We start from the raw sequence: 18422 nt of genomic DNA, 5'->3' as shown, positions 1-18422 counted from the left end.
CAGATTAATTAGTTGTGTAAGTATGTTCATACTTTACTCAATTAGGGAAGGGGTGGATTTTAAAACATTTAATTTATATTTCTTGCTGTATGAATAATTTCATTCTTGTTAGCTTCAAGCCATGGCTTTTTTACTTTGAGTAATGAAATACATGCAAAAATAGCAACGACTAAGAAAATAAATCCGATTAAGTAAGAAGATGAATAACCAAATTTTTCAACTAAAACCCCAGAGACCGTTCCAAGAATAGATGACAAAAACATAAAAAACGCATATAAACCTGAATAGATAGTAGCATAGTGCTTTGTCCCAAAAAATTTGGAAGTAAAGATTGGCAATGCTACAAAGTTAAAGTTCAAACCAGCACCACCAAATAGGATATAAAGATATACAAGCCCTAAAGATTTGCCAAGAAGTACCAACGAAACGAGTGTGATGGCACCTAACGTAAAACCAGCCATACAACCTTTCGATAGTCCAAACTTATCAAACAAATAACCAATAGTCATTTTCCCAAGCATTGAACAGATACCAAATGCAAAAAGAATCTGACTGAGCTGAACGTTGCTAACACCGATATCAGTCAAATAGGATGGAGTTTGAACGACGTCAATCATTTGCGGAATTGATGTTCCAATTACAAATACAATAACAAGCCAAAACGCAGAAGTTTTGAATGATTGACCCAAAGAAATTCCATCGCTTGAATTTGGTTGAACCTCTAAAGATTTTTCAGCTGGTACTTCAGGGTCACCTTCGTTTAACCCATAAGCTTTTAAATTCTTATCTTCAGGGCGAGTATAAATAAGGGTTCCGCAAATTACGGCAAGGATAATAACGGCTACACCCCAAACAACAAAAGCTGATTTGTAACCTGAGCTCGAAATGACTAAGTTCAAACTTGGTGCGAAAATGGCTGCTCCAAGTCCAACACCAGCCATAGCGATCCCCATTGCTGTTCCTCGTTTTGCCTTAAACCAGTTTGTGATAATTATTGGAACAGGTAATACAGAAACTGAAATTATAATAAAACCAATTAGGAAAGTAATAAACGTCAATATGCTCAAGGAATCAATTTTGCTCATTGCGATAATCAATATACCTTGTATTATACCAGCGGTCAGAACAGCAATCTTTAAGTTTGCTTTGCTAAGTAATTTGGCTAATAAAATATTACCAACAATGGTACCGATGAAATAGAGTGATATTAAAGAAGAAACACCGGCTATGGAATAACCTTTAGCTTTGACCATTGGTGACAAAAAAACTGCTAGGGATGAGACAACTCCAGTTCCAAGCGCTGTTAAGACAGTACATGCAAAAACAACGATCCAACCATAAAAAAATTTCTTTTTCATCAAAACACCCCTCAATAGTATTATTTATAAATCCACTCCTAACTCCTTAATTGCTATTTGTTGCTCAAAGTCCCTGTGGACATTTCCTCTAAATTCATCATCCAGAAAAACTTTTAAAACCATGCGACTAATCATTTCCGCGCCGTTTTTTAGACTTTCATGCGCTTTTGGCATTGTCGTTGCTTTTGCGAAATCGGTGGTATGAAGGGCACACTGTTCATCCGTAATCGAAATCATCGGATGTAATGTTGGGCAACAATAGCTCACATTGCCGATGTCTGATGAACCTAATGGATCCGAAATGTCATTCACACGTAAACCAAGAGATTCCATAATATTCTTCATTTCTTTCTCAGCCGCCGCATTACTCACCATGTCTGCAAAGTCTTCGTACGACCGTTTCCATTCGAATTCGCAATCGAAAGCGATAGCGGCTCCCTTTGCGCAATTTAAGATTGCTTTTTGCGCTGATTCTATGGAGGCAAAAGAGTTAGCACGAAATTCTACTATCACTTCAGCTGTATCAGGAATTACATTAGGTGTTTTACCACCATCTGTAAAAATTTGATTGATATTTACGTCTTTTGTAAGGGTTTGTCTTCTTGCATCAATCAAATCAACAAATTTTCTTGCAGCAGTTAGAGCATTTCTCCCATCCCATGGGCATACAGACGCATGAGCAGTCTGTCCGAAAAATTTGAATTGAAAGTTTTTTAGCGCAAGGAACTTTGCATTAGGTTCATTTATTCCGCCCATGTAACTATGCAACATGATGGCAAAATCCATTTTATCAAATACACCGTTTTTGGCCATTCCGATTTTTGCCCCAAATGTTTCCTCTGCTGGAGTTCCGATTACGTAAAGATTTCCTTTAAAATAACTTTTCAACTCGTGAAGGGCAAGCCCCGCTAAAACAGACATAGAACCATGTAAGTTATGACCACAGGCATGTCCTAAGCCCGGAAGTGCATCGTACTCTACTAATATAGCAACAGAAGGTCCTTCACCATTTTTTAATTCAGCACAAAAGGCAGTTTCGTAACCAGAGAAAGGATATTGAACGTCGAAGCCAGCTCTTTCTAAAATATTTACGATTCTCTTGCTGCTTTCGAATTCTTCCCCTGACACCTCTGGATTTGCAGCTAAATCGTCACTTAAAGCAACCATTTCACTGTAATGTTTTTGGATGGAAGTTATGAGAAAATCTGACAGAAAAGCATCCATAAACAACACCTACTTTCATTTTCTTAAAACATTAACTTGCCTTTCAGGCTGCATTGTCCGCAAACTTCGGAATCAAGAAATCTAATCCAATCTAACCGCCCTCCTTTAGTCATTAAAGGATAAATTTTCATACATTCATACATCTATACAAAAAATTCATTTAAGGAGTATTTAAGGTAAATATTCCTTAAATGAATTTTAAACGATGAAATCGTTTTCTTCAACTATTTATATGAATTTTCTAAAAACAAAAAAACACCCAAATATGGATGTTTATTTTAAACGATATAATTTACTAGGTCTTCCACGTAAAGAGGAAGATTCTTCTCCAATATACTCAATTAGATCAACTTCACACAAATCTGTTACAATACGTCTTGCATTTCGTTCTGTCATATGAAGGTGTGCTGCCAAATCCTTTGTACTAAAAACGTTCCAATTCATTTTCCTGATTAGAGCATCAATTTTGTGAAAAGTTTTAACGCTGATATTACCCTTTTTCAGTTTCTGTAAAAAATCTTTATCCTCCGTACGAAAGGAATAGGTTATCTCTTCTTTTTTCCCAATGGACTCGATAATCATTCCGTTGTCGACAATAAGTATCTTCCGTTCAGGCATTTCCTTTGATTGCCTAATTGACACCTGCGCGTTTATTTCTGCAGAAAAGACTGTCTCTCCATATCCGATTCCTACAACAACCGTCGATTCCGATTCTAGCGACAACTGCTCTAATGTATGTTCTAACATAGGAATTTCTCGTTCAATCGCGCCGCGGGAACTAAATATCACATATTTACCATATCCTTTTTCTATCAAAGAGCCATTTAATTGTTCACAGAATTTAAGGAGTATCTCCTTTAAACGCAGCTCCAAAAACTGTAAATCATAGGAACTCTTTGCATTCTGCATAATGCTTTCAAAATGCTCAATCTCAATAATTTCCACACCAATTTGAGTGTCCTTAAAGTAATAGCCCTTTATTTTCTCAGTTAAAATCCTCAGAGTTTGGCGAATTTCCCTTCGGCTAGTTGACATCCATTCGACTGGTAAACCGGCTTCTTTTAAGTGCTTATAAACTGTTGGAAAACAGGTGATGACTCCATCAATTTTTTTTGATTCCCATAAATCTAGGTGAAAATGTAACAATTCCTCCATATTAATATCATCTGGTTCAAACTTTTTCACGTAAATCTCATTAAATGTCATAGACAACTGTTCTACTGCTTCTTCAACTAAGTTGGAATAAGAGAATGTATCGATACTCAATCTTTTGATCAATTTTTCCTGTGAATTGACCATATTTAAAAGACTTTTGTATAAACTAGATTCCGTATGTGGGATATACAAAAGATTTTCTTTAGAACCTAAAACATTTCTCGCGATCTCATATGGCAATTCGCCAGAAAAAAGCCAAGCATGAATCTTTTTATCATAATCCTTTACAATTTTTTTTGTTTCCTCAGGTTCTTCATAAGGGAATGCTACAAATTCCATTCCCTGCTCAAATTCTTTAGCTATTCCAAGAATTCGTTCTAATGACCAATTTGGTCCAACCACTCCGATTCGATACATCATTAGAACACCTACTTCCTATTTGGTTACTTTAAATTCATTTTCCATAAAAGAAAGATAATTTATCTTTGAACTAGATTACTCTGTTTCTCAATAATAGAATTATATTAATAATTGTAACTGCAAATACCCTTTGATGTCTTCATGGTAATAATATAATTATTACTGGTTGAGAATTAACCTTAAGTATACTTCTTCATAATCTTCACTATTATTTTAATATATATATCCAATTTAATTATGAACAGTTATCCCACAAAATGACCCTTTAAAGGAATAAAAACGAACTATTTTTTCCATTCTAAAAGCATTCGATATTTAGCTTAAGTGTTAATTTTTATTGTTGATTTACAATCTATGAAATACCTCGATTAGGAACGACTTTCTTAAAGAAGAAGTTAGTTAATGTAATCAATTATTTTTTGATATCCAAATGGTAAAACGCTTGCCACTAATAAACCAATTACAATTGAAGAAGTAGAAAAAATAATGCATTTCCGAAGTGATATATCATTCCTCTTAAAGGCGATAATGAATACCTTCATCATAAAAAAGACAGTAATAAATATTATGATAGCTGAAAACACACTCGCTAAAATTACCTCCATTGTGGACCTCCTTTAATAAAGTCATTTAAATTAACCTGTAGTCTGCAAAACAAACTTTTATCCATATTATAACAAAAACAGCTTAATGCTTCTTCTACTAAACTGCCAGTCCACCCTGCCTCGTAAATAAAAAAAAGCTGCCATATTTGACAGCATAACCTCTATGATTTCTCGTCAGCAGGTGTTCTTTTATGTTTTTCATTTATGATTTTCTTATTAAGTATCCTTACTTTGCCAACCATTAGTAACCTCATATCTTCTACAATATACCTGGCTAACTCTTCATCTGAAATGTCGTCTCCATCAATGTCAAGACGGAATTCCTGCCCTTGAATTCCACCGCCGTTCGTAAACTCGATTTCAAAATCGAATAGAACTCTTTTATCCATACAAATCCTCCTTAACCTTAGTTTTAGAGTGTTATATTTATATTCCTGTTTAACAATACAAATACCCATGCACGCTTTGTGCAACATGAAAGGTTTAAGCTGGTTGTTGCAAAGCGTCAATTTGCACAGGAAACTGCATACCATTTCCGCCTTCTCCTTATCTATTTCGTATAGTATGAGAGTGTTCATAAATAAGCCAAAGGGACGGTTCTCCTGGCTTAAAAAAGCCAGAGAACCGTCCCCTTGGTCAACTATACAATACGCCCTCACAAACATTACGGTCTTCTCGTACAAGCTCATGTTTCGGGAACTCTTGTTTCATAATGTTCTCGAATGAGTCATAGACGATATCATTTTTTAACAACAGACTGCCGGATACCGCAATTTTCATTTGAGAATGTAATGAATTCGGATTGGTTAATGCACGCTTTACAAGCTGAGCTAATTGTTCTCCCGCTTCTCGTAAAATGGATATAGCTGGTTCACCATTCTTTTGTGCAACATCATAAACGAGTTCTGATAGTTTAGCAATTTCTTGTTTAGAGGCTGCATAAACAAAGCTTTTAATATCAGACATGTTCTGGCCTTTTATCGAGTTCAGAATGGCCCGTGTTAAAATATCATGGCTATTTTTCCCTTCCAACTGAGACATCGCAAATTGCAGGGCCTTTATACTGATCCAATATCCGCTTCCTTCATCCCCCAATAAGTACCCCCAGCCGCCAGTACGCCATTCTTCACCATAATATCGGCCTAAAGCAATCGAACCCGTTCCCGCGATGATTAAAATGCCATCTTTCCCTTGAAGAAGGGCCGTATGGGCAAGCTGTGCATCATCAATCACAGCAAGCTTGCCATTAAAGGTTTGCACAAGATCAACTTCTATTCGCTGGCAAATCTCCTTTGAGTGGGCACCTGAGGCTCCTAAGAGAATCCGTTCTGGCTGCATTCCGCCCATCTGTTCGATACATAATTGGATCGACTTGGTAACCTGCTCGATGCTGGCTTGATATTGAACGGAGAAATTAGCTGGCCCCGTTTGAACTGAAAAGAGGGTCTTCCCCGTTATGGGATCAAATGAAGTGGCCTTTGTTTTCGTTCCTCCCCCATCGATTCCGATCACATATGTCATGTTCCATTCCCCACCGTCATCTATGATTTTTCATAAGAAAATTCTTTTTCCTATATTTCGTTAAAAAACCAATGGCTTCTCTTGTCTCATCTATATGTGTCAGTGTTTTCTCGTATTGTTGAGAGGCAACACACATAAAAAGAATATCCATCACATGCAATTGGGCCATACGGGAAGAGGTCGCTCCGCTTCGGAATGCGGCTTCTTTTGTTTTTGAAGTGTAAAGCCGAATGTCTGCTTGTTCAGAAACCAAAGAAGGGCCGTATTTGGTTAGACTTATCGTTTGTGCTCCTTTTCGGCTCGCCAGTTCCAGAATTTTTGCCACCTCAAAGGTATTGCCGGAAAAAGAAATTCCCACCACAACGTCATCTTTATGGGCAATAGCCGCCATAGAGGCTGCCATATGGAAATCTGTGAAGGCTGTGGCCGATTTATCGATTCTCATAAATTTTTGCTGAGCATCTTGCGCAATAATGCTGGAGGCACCTACACCAAAAAAATGAATGGTACGCGCATTTTGCAAAACGGTAACAGCCTTCGATAATTCATCCGGACTTAGCAGCTCAGCCGTTTCATTGATCGCTTGAATGCTGTTGCTCGTCATTTTCTCAATAATCGAAAAAGGGGATTCCTCCAACTCAATATCCCGGAATCCTTGAACGGCAGCCTTTTGTAAATCACCGGCAATTCGTAACTTTAAATCTTGAAAGCCTTTTAAATCCAATGATTTACATAATCGAATGACAGCCGCTCCACTGGTGTGACTTCTTTTTCCAATTTCATGTGTGGTTAGCGAAAGGGCCTCTTGGGGATTTTCTAAAATGTAGGTGGCTATTTTTTTCTCGGAGGGCGGCAGGCTCGGAAGCACTTCGGAAAGCCTTACTAGTCCGCCTGTCATAAAAGACATAGGAATCAACTCTTTCTTTTCATCTTTTTTAATGCCCATATTCAAATAAAAATCGGTTCCATTTTTTTCACAGGTCTCAGGAACCTCAAACCGATTTAGTAAGATCGAGTTGCTGTTAAAGCTTCATAAATGCCAGTAACCACACTGCCGTATTTTCCAGTTTTGAACCCATCCCCGGCAAAAGTGTTCGGATCTTTTATGGGGTCTATAACAGATGAATGCTTTTTATTGGTCAGTAAAGCAATCCCTAAATTTTGTTCGAAATCAAGTATCGTAACGGTACCCGTCCAACCTGTATGTCCAACTGCGGTCTCACTTGCATGCGGACCAAACATCCACGCCATGCTGCTATTTCCGTTTCTTCGCCACCCGAGTCCATACGTTGGATTTGTTGCAGATGGACGGACGAAAGTATGAATGGTTTGCTGCTCAAATACTCGCACGTCCCCATAGCCTCCCCCATTTAACATCACTTGCAATAACACAGCTAAGTCGTCTGTATTAGAGAAAAGTCCTGCATGTCCAGAAATACCATCCATGGAATAGAATGCTTTTTCATCATGCACTTCCCCCTGTAGTGTGTCTGTCCGGATATTTGGAAAATTGATCACGCCGTCACGCGTATTGCCCATTAATTCTGTTGCCGCAAAATCCGTTTGTTTAAACCCTTTTTGAAGTGGATTAAACAGGGTATGTATAAGGCCTAGTGGTTTGTAAATGTTATTTTCAACATAATCGTCAAGCAATTGTCCGGTCACTTTTTCAACAATATAACCCAATAGCATATAATCCACATCACTATATATGTTCTTTGTGCCTGGTTCATATTTTAGTGGTGTTTTAGATAACATTTTCAGCGTCTTAACGCGATCCTGCGAATAAAGCGTACCAGCTGCAGCGGGATGATGATATTGAGGATCCGCTGGAAAACCCGCACTGTGATGCAGAATGTCGATCAGACGCAGCCTATCCTTCCCTTTGATCTTGTCTTCCGACTCATCCTTAAATTCAGGTATATAGTGCTGCACCCTGTCATCTAAATCGATTTTTCCTTCGCTGACAAGCTTTTGCAGCGCATAATTGGCTGCATACATTTTGGTGTTTGAAGCCAAATCGAACATGGTATCGGCCTTCATCTTCTCAGGATGGCTTAATGGCGTCAGGCCGTCATATTTTTTCACATACCCATAAGCTGTGTTCTTTACCAATTTTCCATCTTTGATAATCAGTAAAACAGCGCCTGGAAAACCATTGTCTATATCTTCTTGAATCCGTTCATCAACCTGTTTCAGTTTCTCTGAAGAAAATCCAGCTTCTTCAGGATGTTTCACCCTGCTCAACACTGGAAAGGCATCGTTATCTTTAGCTGGCTTCATCCCTAAAGGCCTCCCCCAAACAACTTGCTGTCATTGATTTGCATGTACACGGCAACCGGTCTGCCCCTTGCCGTTCTGATATTAACGAGTTTCTTTAAAACGCTGCCGCATGAGCTCGAAGAAGCCGCGCGTATCGACGGTGCCGGCGATTTTAGGATCCTCCGAAGTATCATTTTTCCCTTAATGCGTCCTGTCTTAGGTACCGTGATGATCGTAAACTTTATCGGCGCCTGGAATGATTTTTTCTTCCCGCTCATCTTCATCACCGATGTGCCAAGAAAACCATTCCGATTGGCATGTTATCCTTATTCGGAGAACATTCTGCAGACTGGAGCACCTTGTTCGCCGGACTAACCCTGTCGTCCCTGCCGATGATCCTCCTATTCTTCTTCGCTTCAAGGCAGTTCATGGAAGGACTCACAGCAGGCGCAGTTAAGTAGCAATACCACAACAACACGGGGACGGTTTTAATGGCTCAAAAAGCCAGGAGAACCGTCCCCGTGGTCTTCTTTTTAACAGCATACCCCGCATGAACACCTATTCTTACCAAAAAACAAGGAATAGGCAGAAGGAAATTCCTGATTAACCCTTTGGACTTCCTTAGCAAATTTCTCCTCATTTATAGGAACTTGGGATAATACATTTGCTTTTTCCTGTGTGTCAATGCTGGCTCCGGGAGGTACAAAGCTATTGGGCTTAAGCTTTACCCCGCCCGTAACAACGGAATCTTTGGAAATAAAGCTGCCCTCACCTATCCAAGCGTTATAAACAATTGCATGAAATCCAATAAAAACATGATCATCCACTCGACATGGCCCATGAATCATGGACCCGTGGGCACAAGATACCCCATCGCCAATATAAATCGAAAACTTCATATCGTTAACTTCCATGTATTTATCTTTCAATCCATGAAGGATTACCCCATCCTGCAAATTGGTATTCCTTCCAATATAAAAAGGCGTTCCTTCATCAGCACGAATACTTACGAATGGAGCAATAAAAGTATTTTTCCGAATGGTAACGTCCCCAACGATAAAAGTAAAGGGACTTAAGAAAGCCGTTTTGCTGATTGTTGGATACTTTAAAGAAGGGTTCACAGATGTTGGAGGATTGGGACCTACAAAGTAACTATAAATATTTAGGGGGGTGTAATGATTACTTGGAGGATTCCACATGTTTTCTCCTTTCAAGTGAAAATTGCTTATTTAATAAAAATACGTAAGTTTTCTGAATTTAATACCTGATTAATAAGCCACAGGGACGGTTCTCACAGTTTCTGATGAGGGTTAGTTAAAACCCCATGGTCTTCCTAAAACGGAATTATTGCCATCCTTTTTTCCAAATTTTTATTAAAACCATAAATGTAAACGTTAGACATGCAATCCCTAGAAAAATACCACCCAAAATATCACTTGAGTAATGGGCACCTAAATAAACTCGACTAGCCCCTACTAAACTAAGGATAATAACAAACAACAAGCATACAAACCAAGCCATGGCCTTATTGCCGTTTTTCATTAACACATACCAAATAACACCTAAAACTAAACCATAAAACATAGAAGCATAAAGTATATGTCCACTCGGGAACGATTTCCCATGATTTTTAATTAAGCTAAATTCAGGACGTGGTCTCTCAATAACATCCTTAAAAAGGTTTCTAAGAAACCTCGTTCCTATAAACGCTGTGAATAAAACAAAGGACGTCAAAAAATAACGGTTTAATACCAGAACCAGAGCCAAAATTATAGTCAACATCAAACAAAAACGATAACCACCTAAATGAGAAATAACTTTTGCGATTGATATTAATCGTTCGTCATGAAATCCTCTAATAAATCCATCCATCTTTCCATCAAAGAATGACAAAAAGCCGAGTCCCTTTTTCACCCACCAGGCAAGTAAAAAAAATAAACAAAGACATAAAAAACAAATACAACTCAGCTTCTTTAAAGTTGGAACGAACAATACCTTCAGCACTCCCTAGATTAATATATTAAATTCTAACAAACTGTTCGTATAAGCTGCATGTAATCCAAAAACAACAATTAGAATTAATATATGTCCTGTCCAAAACAAAAAGGACCCACTCAGGCCCTTTAATTGTCTTTTCCCAATTTATTTTTAATTTTTCAAGGTAAGTGTCAACGGTTCTCTTGGTCTCTGGTAAAGTTAGTTTCATCACAAGTACCGTCCCAGTTACTTGTCCAATGATTCATCAGTTAAAGAGGCAGCTTAAATTTCATCCATTAAACAGCTGATTTTCCCCATAAAGTCCGTATAGTCAATTGCTTTGGTCAATTCCTTTACATTTTCCCATTCAGATAATATGTTTATGAAGCTCTCAAAAACATGGCTGAATAGTTGCCGTTCTGTTTTATTAATCGTAATCATCGTGATAATTTGAACCTTTTCTTCCCCCCATTTTACAGGCTTATCATTGATAATAATACATATTCCAGTTCTCTTTGCATCCATTTTCATTGAATGAGGGACAGCTATATTATTGTTAAAGGCGGTTGACGACATTTTTTCCCGTTCTAAAACTGATTCACAGTAATCCTTTTTAACATATTGCTTTTCATAAAGTTTTTGAGACATGTATTTTATATATTCTTCGGCATTATTTAAATAAATATTTTTCATGAACAATTCTTCGTTGAAAAACATTTCGAGATAATTTTTTACTTCCAAAATATTTTTTCGTTCACTTAGTTTTAAAAGAAGATTTTGAATATGTTCATAATCCTCTTTCGTTATATAGGGGTGGACGAAAACAGTTGGAATTTGTAATGACTTAATTGGAAGTGTCGTAATGATGAATTCAATTTTATCAGTATTAAGTAAATTATCTATTTCTGAAGTTACTTGAATAATTTCGATAGCATCCCTGAATTTCGCTTCAATTTTTTTAACCAAATTCATTTGCATATTATAGTAATTCGGGCAAACAACAGCACATAAAATTTTTGTTTCCAACTCTTTTTTGCGTTCAAAAAATGCCCCAATATGAAAAGCAATATAAGCAATTTCATCTTCTTTAATTACTACATTTTCCAATTTTTGTAGTTCATTTGAGATAAAAACGGAAATTTCATATATTAATGGGTATGTGTCCTTTAAATTATAGGTTAAAGGATTTCTGGACCATTGTTTATTTTTGGCTCTAAATACTAAATTTCGAATATGAAGTGTGAACTTAACAATAAATTCATCATCCGTTAGGTCAATAAAATAAGATTCATGTACTTTATCCAAGAGATTCCGTACAAGTTCAATATAGTGTTTATCCACAAAGCTTGTTAAAGAATCGGTTGTTAAGGATTGATAATTTAAAAGAGTTGTTTTACTTGAAAGCAAAAGTAATAAATAATATCTTTCGGCTTCATTAAATGTAATTCCATATTCATTTTGAATCATATCGGCAATATCTTTTGCAGCATTCATTTCTAAATTACTTTTTAACCTTTTTATTTCTAACGTTTGCTCAATGGATTTATTATTTTTAATTCGATCCATCGTAATAACTAAATGCAAAATGATACTGTTGATTGTATATTCATTTATAAGTAGGTTATATTTTTCTAAAATATTAATGACATTTTTCTTAAATTGGGTTATATTGTAATTTTTAAATAGCTCCTGCACTTTAACCGTACTTAAAAATTGCGGTGAGGCCTCTTGTGTAAGAATATGACTCATTAATTTCCGCTTTTCTGTTTCTTCCCCTACCAAGATTATCATGTCATTTTTCCGTTTCACTTTTAAATGGAAAGGAACAATTAGACCGTTGGCAATAACAATATCATTCTCTACTGTGGATGTACTAACAAAATTTTTTTCACTTAAATCAAAAACATCTAATCCTTCTGTATTTATGATTAACTCTTTTAATATCATATTAATCCGTCTAGAAGGTGAATCTTGAGGTTGAGAAGACGGTGCATGTTCATTGCTTTCCCTCGGTATTAATTTATATCCATTTTGGGCAGCGGAAATAATTGGTTTATCTTTGTTGATTGTGCTCACATAATTACGGATGGTTCGGGTTGAAACCTTAAAATGATTGGCTAAAGCACTCGCTGTAATCCAATCATTTTGGGTTTCCAGATAACTAAGAAAAGCTTTTAATTTTGAGTTTTCCATATTCATTCACCTCACTTTTTTCCATTTATATTATTAGTATAATCCAGGCTAAAAATAATCCAGTATTTAAAAATTTCCTAGGGGTAGGAAGTTTTTTTGTTTATCGTTAGAATCCCTGTAAAAAGTCCTTGTTTAAAATGAAAGCGAATTCATTTTTCCTAGGGGTAGGAAATTTTCCTGTTGGTATCGCTTTCTTTACCGTGACATACTAAACGTGTAAACAAAAGGAGGAGAAAATATTATGACAAAAAAAGTTTTATTAGTTTGTGGAGCAGGAGCATCATCTGGTTTTATGGCAGCTGCAGCAAGAAAAGCAGTTAAAAAATTGGGTGCAGATATAGAATTTAAAGCCAAAAGTGAGTCGGAAATTGGCGAACATTTAAATAGCGTTGATTTATTATTAGTTGCACCACATTTGAAATACATGATCGACGATGTTAAAGAGGCATGTGAAGGAGCCGGTGTTAAATACGGTATCATTCCACAAAGAGTGTATGGGGCATTGGACGGCCAAGGTTTAGTTAAGATTGCTATGGAATTTTTAGAAGGCGGTGAACAATAATGGAAAATCAAGTAAGTAAAGAAGAACTCGCATTAATTTCTATGAACGTCATCCTGCATGCCGGCAATGCACGTGATTTTGTTTATCAAGCTGTGGACAAAGCTTCCAATAGAGATTTCGATCAAGCTGATAAATTAATGAATCAAGCAAATGAGGAAATTGTCACAGCACACAAAGCTCAAACAGAAACATTGCAAAAAGAAGCTGAAGGGTATGATTTTCCGTATTCACCGTTATTCGGTCATGCTCAAGATACATTAATGACTGTTAAGTCGGAAATGAATGTGATGCGGGAGATTATAAAATTATACAAAAAACTATAAGGAGTGAATAACATGGATAAATTGATGTCGTGGATGACAGATAGTTTTGCTCCGAAGGTAAATAAGATGGCGAAAAACCCTTGGGTTGCATCAGTCCAAAGCGCAATCTTAGCTGCAATGCCGATGGTTTTCATCGGTTCCTTTGCTACCATATTGTCTATTGTTAAAGATTATTGGAAGGGCTTTCCTGACCTTTCATTACTCAGTACCTTCTCATTCGGACTATTTTCATTATTTTTAGCATATTTGATTCCAGAAGCAGTCATGAACAATAAAGGCCATAAGGAAGTTTCCAAACAGGCAGGTCTTGCCGGGTTGGCGTTTTTCTTAATATTGGTATTCCCAACAATAACGGCAGAAGGGCAAATAAGGTTTGATCTCAATTCTTTCGGTACAGCTGGCATGATTTCCGCTTTGGTTGCTGGATTGTTTGTTGGCTTTGTTATGAACCTTTTCTCTAAATGGAAACTCATTGGCGAGGATTCTGCCATTCCGGACTTTGTTGCTGTTTGGTTTAACACGTTAATTCCCATTACGTTAATACTATTAGTTGGCTGGATTTTTACATTTGAATTGCATATCAACCTATATAATGTAGTCAATTCCATCTTTTCACCGTTAATTCATCTTGGACAAGGTTTCTGGGGATTTGTTTTGATTAACTTCCTTGGTTTCGCTTTCTTATATACTTTTGGTATTTCAAGTTGGGTTTTGTACCCAGTTATGAGCGCTATTTCTTTACCTGCTATTGCCGAAAACCAGGCAAACTTCGAGGCAGGCAAAGCCGTAACCAATATCTTTACTGCCGAGGCAGCGAATCTATTTCTTATCGGCGGAGGTGGTGCAACATTAGCACTCGTCATCATGTTGGCTTTTATGGCAAAATCACAAAGATTAAGAATGATAGGAAAGGCATCTTTTATTCCTGCCATTTTTAATATAAACGAACCAGTCGTGTTTGGTGCGCCAATTGCGTTTAACCCGATTTTGATGGTACCAATGTGGATTAACGGTTTAGTAGGGCCTATTTTAACCTGGATTGTCATGAAAATCGGTTTCGTGCCCATCCCTCATAGTCCATTCCAACTTTGGTACTTGCCTGTGCTGTTCCAAAGCTGGATTGTCACTGAATCAATTCGTGGAGTAATTTTCTTCGTAATATTGTTTGCGATTACGTGGATTATATATTATCCATTTTTCAAGGTTTACGATAAACAAGCCGTTAAACAAGACGCCGAATTAGCGGAAGAAGGAGAATGATAATATGAGGCAAAATAAATATTTAAGTTTTCCAAAAGATTTCTTGTGGGGCGGTGCCATTGCGGCAAGCCAAGCTGATGGGGCGTTTAGTGAAGATGGTAAACTGCCAAATTCATCTGATGTACAGCCCTATCTAAAAGGATTGTCAAATGAAGAAATTCAAAGACTGGAAATGCAAGGTATGACGTTGGAAGAAGTCAAAAAGAATCTTGTTGATACAACCCATTACTATCCTAAACGCCATGGGATTGACTTCTACCATACTTTTGAAAGCGATTTAGAATTACTGGCAGAAATGGGCTTTAAAACCTTCAGAACTTCCATTGATTGGTCAAGAGTATTCCCTAACGGGGATGAAATGGAACCGAATGAAGCAGCTTTAAAGCACTATGACAAGCTGATTAATAAGATGAAGTCACTCGGAATCGAACCAATCATCACCATGCTGCATTATGAAACACCTATCAACATCACATTGCAGTATGGCGGTTGGAAAAATAAAGCAGTAATTGATATATTTGATCGTTATGGCAGGGTGTTATTGGATCGATTCGGTGATCGCGTAAAGTATTGGATTGTCATTAACCAAATTAATATGATTCAGATTGAACCATTCTTGTCCCTGGCTTTTTGTAAAGATCAATATGAAAATATTGAAGAAGCAGAATACCAAGCCGTTCACAATCAACTGGTTGCCTGCGCTAAAATTCAAATGTACGCGAAAACATTAAACTATGACTTGGAAATCGGGACAATGGTTGCTGATATGACTGTATATCCATATTCATGTAAGCCAGATGACGTTGTCTTGGCCATGCAGCATAATCGTATGCAATACTTCTTTACAGATGTTCAATTTCGAGGCGAGTATCCGAGATATGCTTTAAATTACTTCAAGGAAAACAATATTAATCTTGAAATTACAGAGGAAGAAAAGAAGCTGTTAAGTGAAAATACTATGGATTACCTAGCAATCTCCTATTATTTCTCACAAATGGTTGATTCAACAAAGAATGTAAATAAAGCGGATTCGATTACGGTAAATCCATATTTAGACGCTAACCCATGGGGCTGGTGTGTGGATCCACAAGGTTTATATAATACACTTTCCCAAAATTGGGACCGTTATCAAAAACCAATTATTATCGCTGAAAATGGGTTTGGCATGTATGACGAACTAGAAGACGGCCAGGTTCATGATGATTACCGCATTTCCTATTTAAGTGATCATATCGAACAAGTGGGGCGCGCAATCCAAGATGGCGCTGATGTCATTGCCTATTGTGCTTGGGGTCCAATTGATATTGTAAGCTGTTCTTCACAACAAATGTCAAAACGTTATGGTTTTATATATGTAGATTTAGACGACGAAGGTAAAGGATCAGGCGATAGAATTAAAAAAGATAGTTTTTATTGGTATAAGCAAGTTATTGCAACTAATGGTTTAGAAGTTTAATAACCATAGTTAAAGAAATGGAGCGCGACGGGGTTATGATAGAAAAGACCTTTAAAGTTAAAGATGCAACGGGAATTCATGCACGTCCATCAACCATTTTAGTACAGACTGCAAGCAAATTTGATAGTGAAGTAAAACTTAAATATAATGGAAAATCAGTCAATCTTAAGTCCATCATGGGTGTCCTTTCATTGGGTATTACTTACGGTGAAGAATTTGATATTGTGGCAGATGGTCTGGATGAAGTAGAAGCATTGGATCAACTTCAACAGACCTTAACTAGAGAAGGTCTTGCTGATTTAACAAATACTATTCAGTTATCTTTATAGATGTTTCTGAGGAGAGGAATCTATTTTCTCTCTTCTATTTGCTCATGCTCAAGTTACATTAATGAAGGTAAAGAGTGAGTATGAGGTAATGAAATGAATCCTTACTTAACTAATATTTAGAGGAGGAATCAACATGAAAAAAAATCCAAACAAATTTCCTGAAAACTTTCTCTGGGGTGGAGCTATTGCTGCAAACCAGGCAGAGGGTGCTTACTTAGAAGGTGGAAAAGGATTATGTGCAGCTGACATCAATCTGTTTAATGATAAAGTTGATATTAAGAAAAGAAGTAATCATGAGTTGACATCGGAAGATATTAGGTTAGCGTTAGAAGATAAAGTGGGGCAATATCCAAAACGCACAGCGATCGATTTCTATCATAGATATCCAGAAGATTTGAAAATGCTTGCAGAAACAGGGATGAACTCGTTCCGTACCTCTATTAACTGGGCCCGGATTTTTCCAAACGGCGATGAATCAGAGCCGAATGAAGAAGGGTTAAAATTCTATGACAATCTAATAGATGAAATTATTAAGAATGGTATGGAACCACTAATTACCGTTTCTCATTATGAAATGCCGTTACATCTGGCAACCAAGTACAATGGATGGTATAACCGAAAAACAATTGATTTCTTTGTCCGCTACTGTGAAGTCCTATTCAAACGTTATAAAGACAAAGTGAAATACTGGATTCTTGTAAACCAAATTAACTTAATTTCATTTGAATCTTTTAATCACCTTGGTATCCCTGCAGATCGAGTGGAAAACTTGTTGGAAGCTAAATACCAAGGTGCTCACAATGAGCTGGTTGCTTGTGCGAGAGCAACAAAAATAGCAAAAGAAATTAATCCGGCGATGCAAATCGGTATGATGCTTTTTGATGCAATTGCTCATCCTGCAACATGTAATCCGGAAGATGTTCTTGCAACTGTAAAACGTAACCAAATGGAATACTACTTCTCAGATATTCTAATGCGTGGTAAATATCCAAACTATGCCTATCGCTTCTTTGAAGAAAATAATATTACTATTCAGTTTGGTGAAAATGATGAAGAGGATTTCAAAAATACAGCAGATTTCTTTAGCTTTTCTTATTACTACACACGAATTGCAGATGCAGAAAGTGTAAAGGAACCAGTATTTTCTAAATTAAACCCAGAGCTGGAAGCAAGTGATTGGGGTTGGTCCATTGACCCGTTAGGCTTAAGAACAGCATTAAACGTATATTATGATCGTTACCAAAAACCGATTATGATTACTGAAAATGGTATTGGTGCATATGACAAGATCGATGATAATGGAGAAATCCATGATCACTATCGAATTGATTACCTTAAACGACATATTGAACAAGTAAAAGAGGCAATAAAGGATGGTGTAGAAGTGCTTGGGTATTACCTATGGGGACCAATTGATATTGTCAGTTGTTCATCATCTGAAATGTCTAAACGGTATGGCTTCATCTATGTAGATAAGGATGATTATGGAAATGGAACGCTTGAACGAAAGAAAAAAGACAGTTTTTACTGGTATCAAAAAGTAATCGTGACAAATGGAGAAGATTTAGGTTAACAAATAGAACAAAAGCATCTGTTTATATAAACAGGTGCTTTTGTTCTGATTCAGCCATAACTAGCTTATCTGCCAATCTGCGGCCTTTTATATTTCAAACCGTAAAAATAATGATAAAGTCCATATAATTGTGTAAAAACAAAGAGTCATTTTATTCACTCTTGGCAACACTGTTTTCAGCGACGATAAACAATGAAAAGAGGA

General features: G+C 36.9%; 17 protein-coding genes and 1 pseudogene. 7 read left to right on the top strand and 11 right to left on the bottom strand.

Annotated features, from left to right (window positions below; translation table 11 throughout):
* Positions 1–68 precede the first annotated feature (68 nt).
* The 8 genes from PH210_RS28475 to pbp4b form a co-directional block, all read right to left on the bottom strand.
* Positions 69–1358, bottom strand: coding sequence for an MFS transporter (locus PH210_RS28475; RefSeq protein ID WP_289989922.1), 1290 nt, complete (start codon positions 1356–1358; stop codon positions 69–71).
* A gap of 24 nt (positions 1359–1382) precedes the next feature.
* Positions 1383–2582, bottom strand: a complete 1200-nt coding sequence (locus PH210_RS28470) for an amidohydrolase (protein ID WP_289989921.1) — start codon at positions 2580–2582, stop codon at positions 1383–1385.
* Positions 2583–2855: 273 nt separating this feature from the next.
* Positions 2856–4154 carry a helix-turn-helix domain-containing protein gene (locus PH210_RS28465; RefSeq protein ID WP_289989920.1) on the bottom strand — a complete coding sequence of 433 codons (1299 nt, stop codon included), beginning with the start codon at positions 4152–4154 and terminating at the stop codon, positions 2856–2858.
* A gap of 398 nt (positions 4155–4552) precedes the next feature.
* Positions 4553–4762 carry a hypothetical protein gene (locus PH210_RS28460; RefSeq protein ID WP_289989919.1) on the bottom strand — a complete coding sequence of 70 codons (210 nt, stop codon included), beginning with the start codon at positions 4760–4762 and terminating at the stop codon, positions 4553–4555.
* Between the two features lie 161 nt (positions 4763–4923).
* Entirely contained in the window at positions 4924–5151 is a 228-nt protein-coding gene (locus PH210_RS28455; RefSeq protein WP_289989918.1) for a cyclase, read from the bottom strand.
* Positions 5152–5398: 247 nt separating this feature from the next.
* On the bottom strand, positions 5399–6283 hold the full coding sequence (locus tag PH210_RS28450) for an N-acetylglucosamine kinase (RefSeq protein ID WP_289989917.1): 885 nt from the start codon (positions 6281–6283) through the stop codon (positions 5399–5401).
* A 16-nt stretch (positions 6284–6299) separates the two neighbouring features.
* Positions 6300–7190 (bottom strand): MurR/RpiR family transcriptional regulator, encoded by an 891-nt coding sequence (locus PH210_RS28445; protein WP_289989916.1) that lies wholly within the window; start codon positions 7188–7190, stop codon positions 6300–6302.
* Between the two features lie 95 nt (positions 7191–7285).
* Positions 7286–8566 carry a penicillin binding protein PBP4B gene (gene pbp4b / locus PH210_RS28440; protein ID WP_289989915.1) on the bottom strand — a complete coding sequence of 427 codons (1281 nt, stop codon included), beginning with the start codon at positions 8564–8566 and terminating at the stop codon, positions 7286–7288.
* Between the two features lie 18 nt (positions 8567–8584).
* On the opposite strand from pbp4b, the pseudogene PH210_RS28435 reads away from it, so the two are divergent.
* Positions 8585–9006 (top strand): annotated as a pseudogene (locus PH210_RS28435) (carbohydrate ABC transporter permease); the annotation flags it as partial.
* Positions 9007–9078: 72 nt separating this feature from the next.
* On the opposite strand, the gene PH210_RS28430 reads toward PH210_RS28435, so the two are convergent.
* The 3 genes from PH210_RS28430 to PH210_RS28420 form a co-directional block, all read right to left on the bottom strand.
* The gene (locus tag PH210_RS28430) at positions 9079–9744 is read right to left on the bottom strand and encodes an LbetaH domain-containing protein (RefSeq protein WP_289989914.1); all 666 of its coding nucleotides are present in this window, start codon (positions 9742–9744) and stop codon (positions 9079–9081) included.
* A 145-nt stretch (positions 9745–9889) separates the two neighbouring features.
* On the bottom strand, positions 9890–10438 hold the full coding sequence (locus PH210_RS28425; RefSeq protein WP_289989913.1) for a phosphatase PAP2 family protein: 549 nt from the start codon (positions 10436–10438) through the stop codon (positions 9890–9892).
* Positions 10439–10804: 366 nt separating this feature from the next.
* Complete coding sequence (locus PH210_RS28420; RefSeq protein ID WP_289989912.1) at positions 10805–12715, bottom strand: BglG family transcription antiterminator; 1911 nt, start codon at positions 12713–12715, stop codon at positions 10805–10807.
* A 241-nt stretch (positions 12716–12956) separates the two neighbouring features.
* Here PH210_RS28420 and PH210_RS28415 point away from each other — a divergent pair, with 241 nt between their 5' ends.
* The 6 genes from PH210_RS28415 to PH210_RS28390 all read left to right on the top strand — a co-directional run bounded on the left by PH210_RS28415 (position 12957) and on the right by PH210_RS28390 (position 18218).
* Entirely contained in the window at positions 12957–13277 is a 321-nt protein-coding gene (locus tag PH210_RS28415; RefSeq protein ID WP_289989911.1) for a PTS sugar transporter subunit IIB, read from the top strand.
* Positions 13277–13600, top strand: a complete 324-nt coding sequence (locus PH210_RS28410; RefSeq protein ID WP_289989910.1) for a PTS sugar transporter subunit IIA — start codon at positions 13277–13279, stop codon at positions 13598–13600. Before PH210_RS28415 ends, PH210_RS28410 begins: the two co-directional genes overlap by 1 nt.
* Positions 13601–13612: 12 nt before the next feature.
* Positions 13613–14860: a PTS sugar transporter subunit IIC gene (locus tag PH210_RS28405; protein WP_289989909.1), complete on the top strand. Its 1248-nt coding sequence runs from the start codon at positions 13613–13615 to the stop codon at positions 14858–14860.
* Between the two features lie 4 nt (positions 14861–14864).
* Positions 14865–16316: a glycoside hydrolase family 1 protein gene (locus PH210_RS28400; protein WP_289989907.1), complete on the top strand. Its 1452-nt coding sequence runs from the start codon at positions 14865–14867 to the stop codon at positions 16314–16316.
* 35 nt (positions 16317–16351) lie between these two features.
* A complete protein-coding gene (locus tag PH210_RS28395) occupies positions 16352–16645 on the top strand; it encodes a phosphocarrier protein HPr (RefSeq protein ID WP_289989903.1) in 294 nt (97 codons plus the stop codon).
* A gap of 133 nt (positions 16646–16778) precedes the next feature.
* The gene (locus PH210_RS28390) at positions 16779–18218 is read left to right on the top strand and encodes a glycoside hydrolase family 1 protein (protein WP_289989902.1); all 1440 of its coding nucleotides are present in this window, start codon (positions 16779–16781) and stop codon (positions 18216–18218) included.
* Positions 18219–18422: the final 204 nt, after the last annotated feature.

Source organism: Paenibacillus sp. BSR1-1 (assembly GCF_030403775.1).
GTDB lineage: Bacteria > Bacillota > Bacilli > Bacillales > Cytobacillaceae > Neobacillus.
The sequence above is the reverse complement of the archived record's forward strand: the minus strand, read 5'-3'. Positions and strand labels throughout refer to the sequence as shown.

Excerpts from the sequence above, each read along its gene's own strand:
- PH210_RS28475 (WP_289989922.1), bottom strand. The coding sequence starts at position 1,358 with ATGAAAAAGAAATTTTTTTATGGTTGGATCGTTGTTTTTGCATGTACT.
- PH210_RS28470 (WP_289989921.1), bottom strand. The coding sequence starts at position 2,582 with ATGGATGCTTTTCTGTCAGATTTTCTCATAACTTCCATCCAAAAACAT.
- PH210_RS28465 (WP_289989920.1), bottom strand. The coding sequence starts at position 4,154 with ATGTATCGAATCGGAGTGGTTGGACCAAATTGGTCATTAGAACGAATT.
- PH210_RS28460 (WP_289989919.1), bottom strand. The coding sequence starts at position 4,762 with ATGGAGGTAATTTTAGCGAGTGTGTTTTCAGCTATCATAATATTTATT.
- PH210_RS28455 (WP_289989918.1), bottom strand. The coding sequence starts at position 5,151 with ATGGATAAAAGAGTTCTATTCGATTTTGAAATCGAGTTTACGAACGGC.
- PH210_RS28450 (WP_289989917.1), bottom strand. The coding sequence starts at position 6,283 with ATGACATATGTGATCGGAATCGATGGGGGAGGAACGAAAACAAAGGCC.
- PH210_RS28445 (WP_289989916.1), bottom strand. The coding sequence starts at position 7,190 with ATGTCTTTTATGACAGGCGGACTAGTAAGGCTTTCCGAAGTGCTTCCG.
- pbp4b (WP_289989915.1), bottom strand. The coding sequence starts at position 8,566 with ATGAAGCCAGCTAAAGATAACGATGCCTTTCCAGTGTTGAGCAGGGTG.
- PH210_RS28430 (WP_289989914.1), bottom strand. The coding sequence starts at position 9,744 with ATGTGGAATCCTCCAAGTAATCATTACACCCCCCTAAATATTTATAGT.
- PH210_RS28420 (WP_289989912.1), bottom strand. The coding sequence starts at position 12,715 with ATGGAAAACTCAAAATTAAAAGCTTTTCTTAGTTATCTGGAAACCCAA.
- PH210_RS28415 (WP_289989911.1), top strand. The coding sequence starts at position 12,957 with ATGACAAAAAAAGTTTTATTAGTTTGTGGAGCAGGAGCATCATCTGGT.
- PH210_RS28410 (WP_289989910.1), top strand. The coding sequence starts at position 13,277 with ATGGAAAATCAAGTAAGTAAAGAAGAACTCGCATTAATTTCTATGAAC.
- PH210_RS28405 (WP_289989909.1), top strand. The coding sequence starts at position 13,613 with ATGGATAAATTGATGTCGTGGATGACAGATAGTTTTGCTCCGAAGGTA.
- PH210_RS28400 (WP_289989907.1), top strand. The coding sequence starts at position 14,865 with ATGAGGCAAAATAAATATTTAAGTTTTCCAAAAGATTTCTTGTGGGGC.
- PH210_RS28395 (WP_289989903.1), top strand. The coding sequence starts at position 16,352 with ATGATAGAAAAGACCTTTAAAGTTAAAGATGCAACGGGAATTCATGCA.
- PH210_RS28390 (WP_289989902.1), top strand. The coding sequence starts at position 16,779 with ATGAAAAAAAATCCAAACAAATTTCCTGAAAACTTTCTCTGGGGTGGA.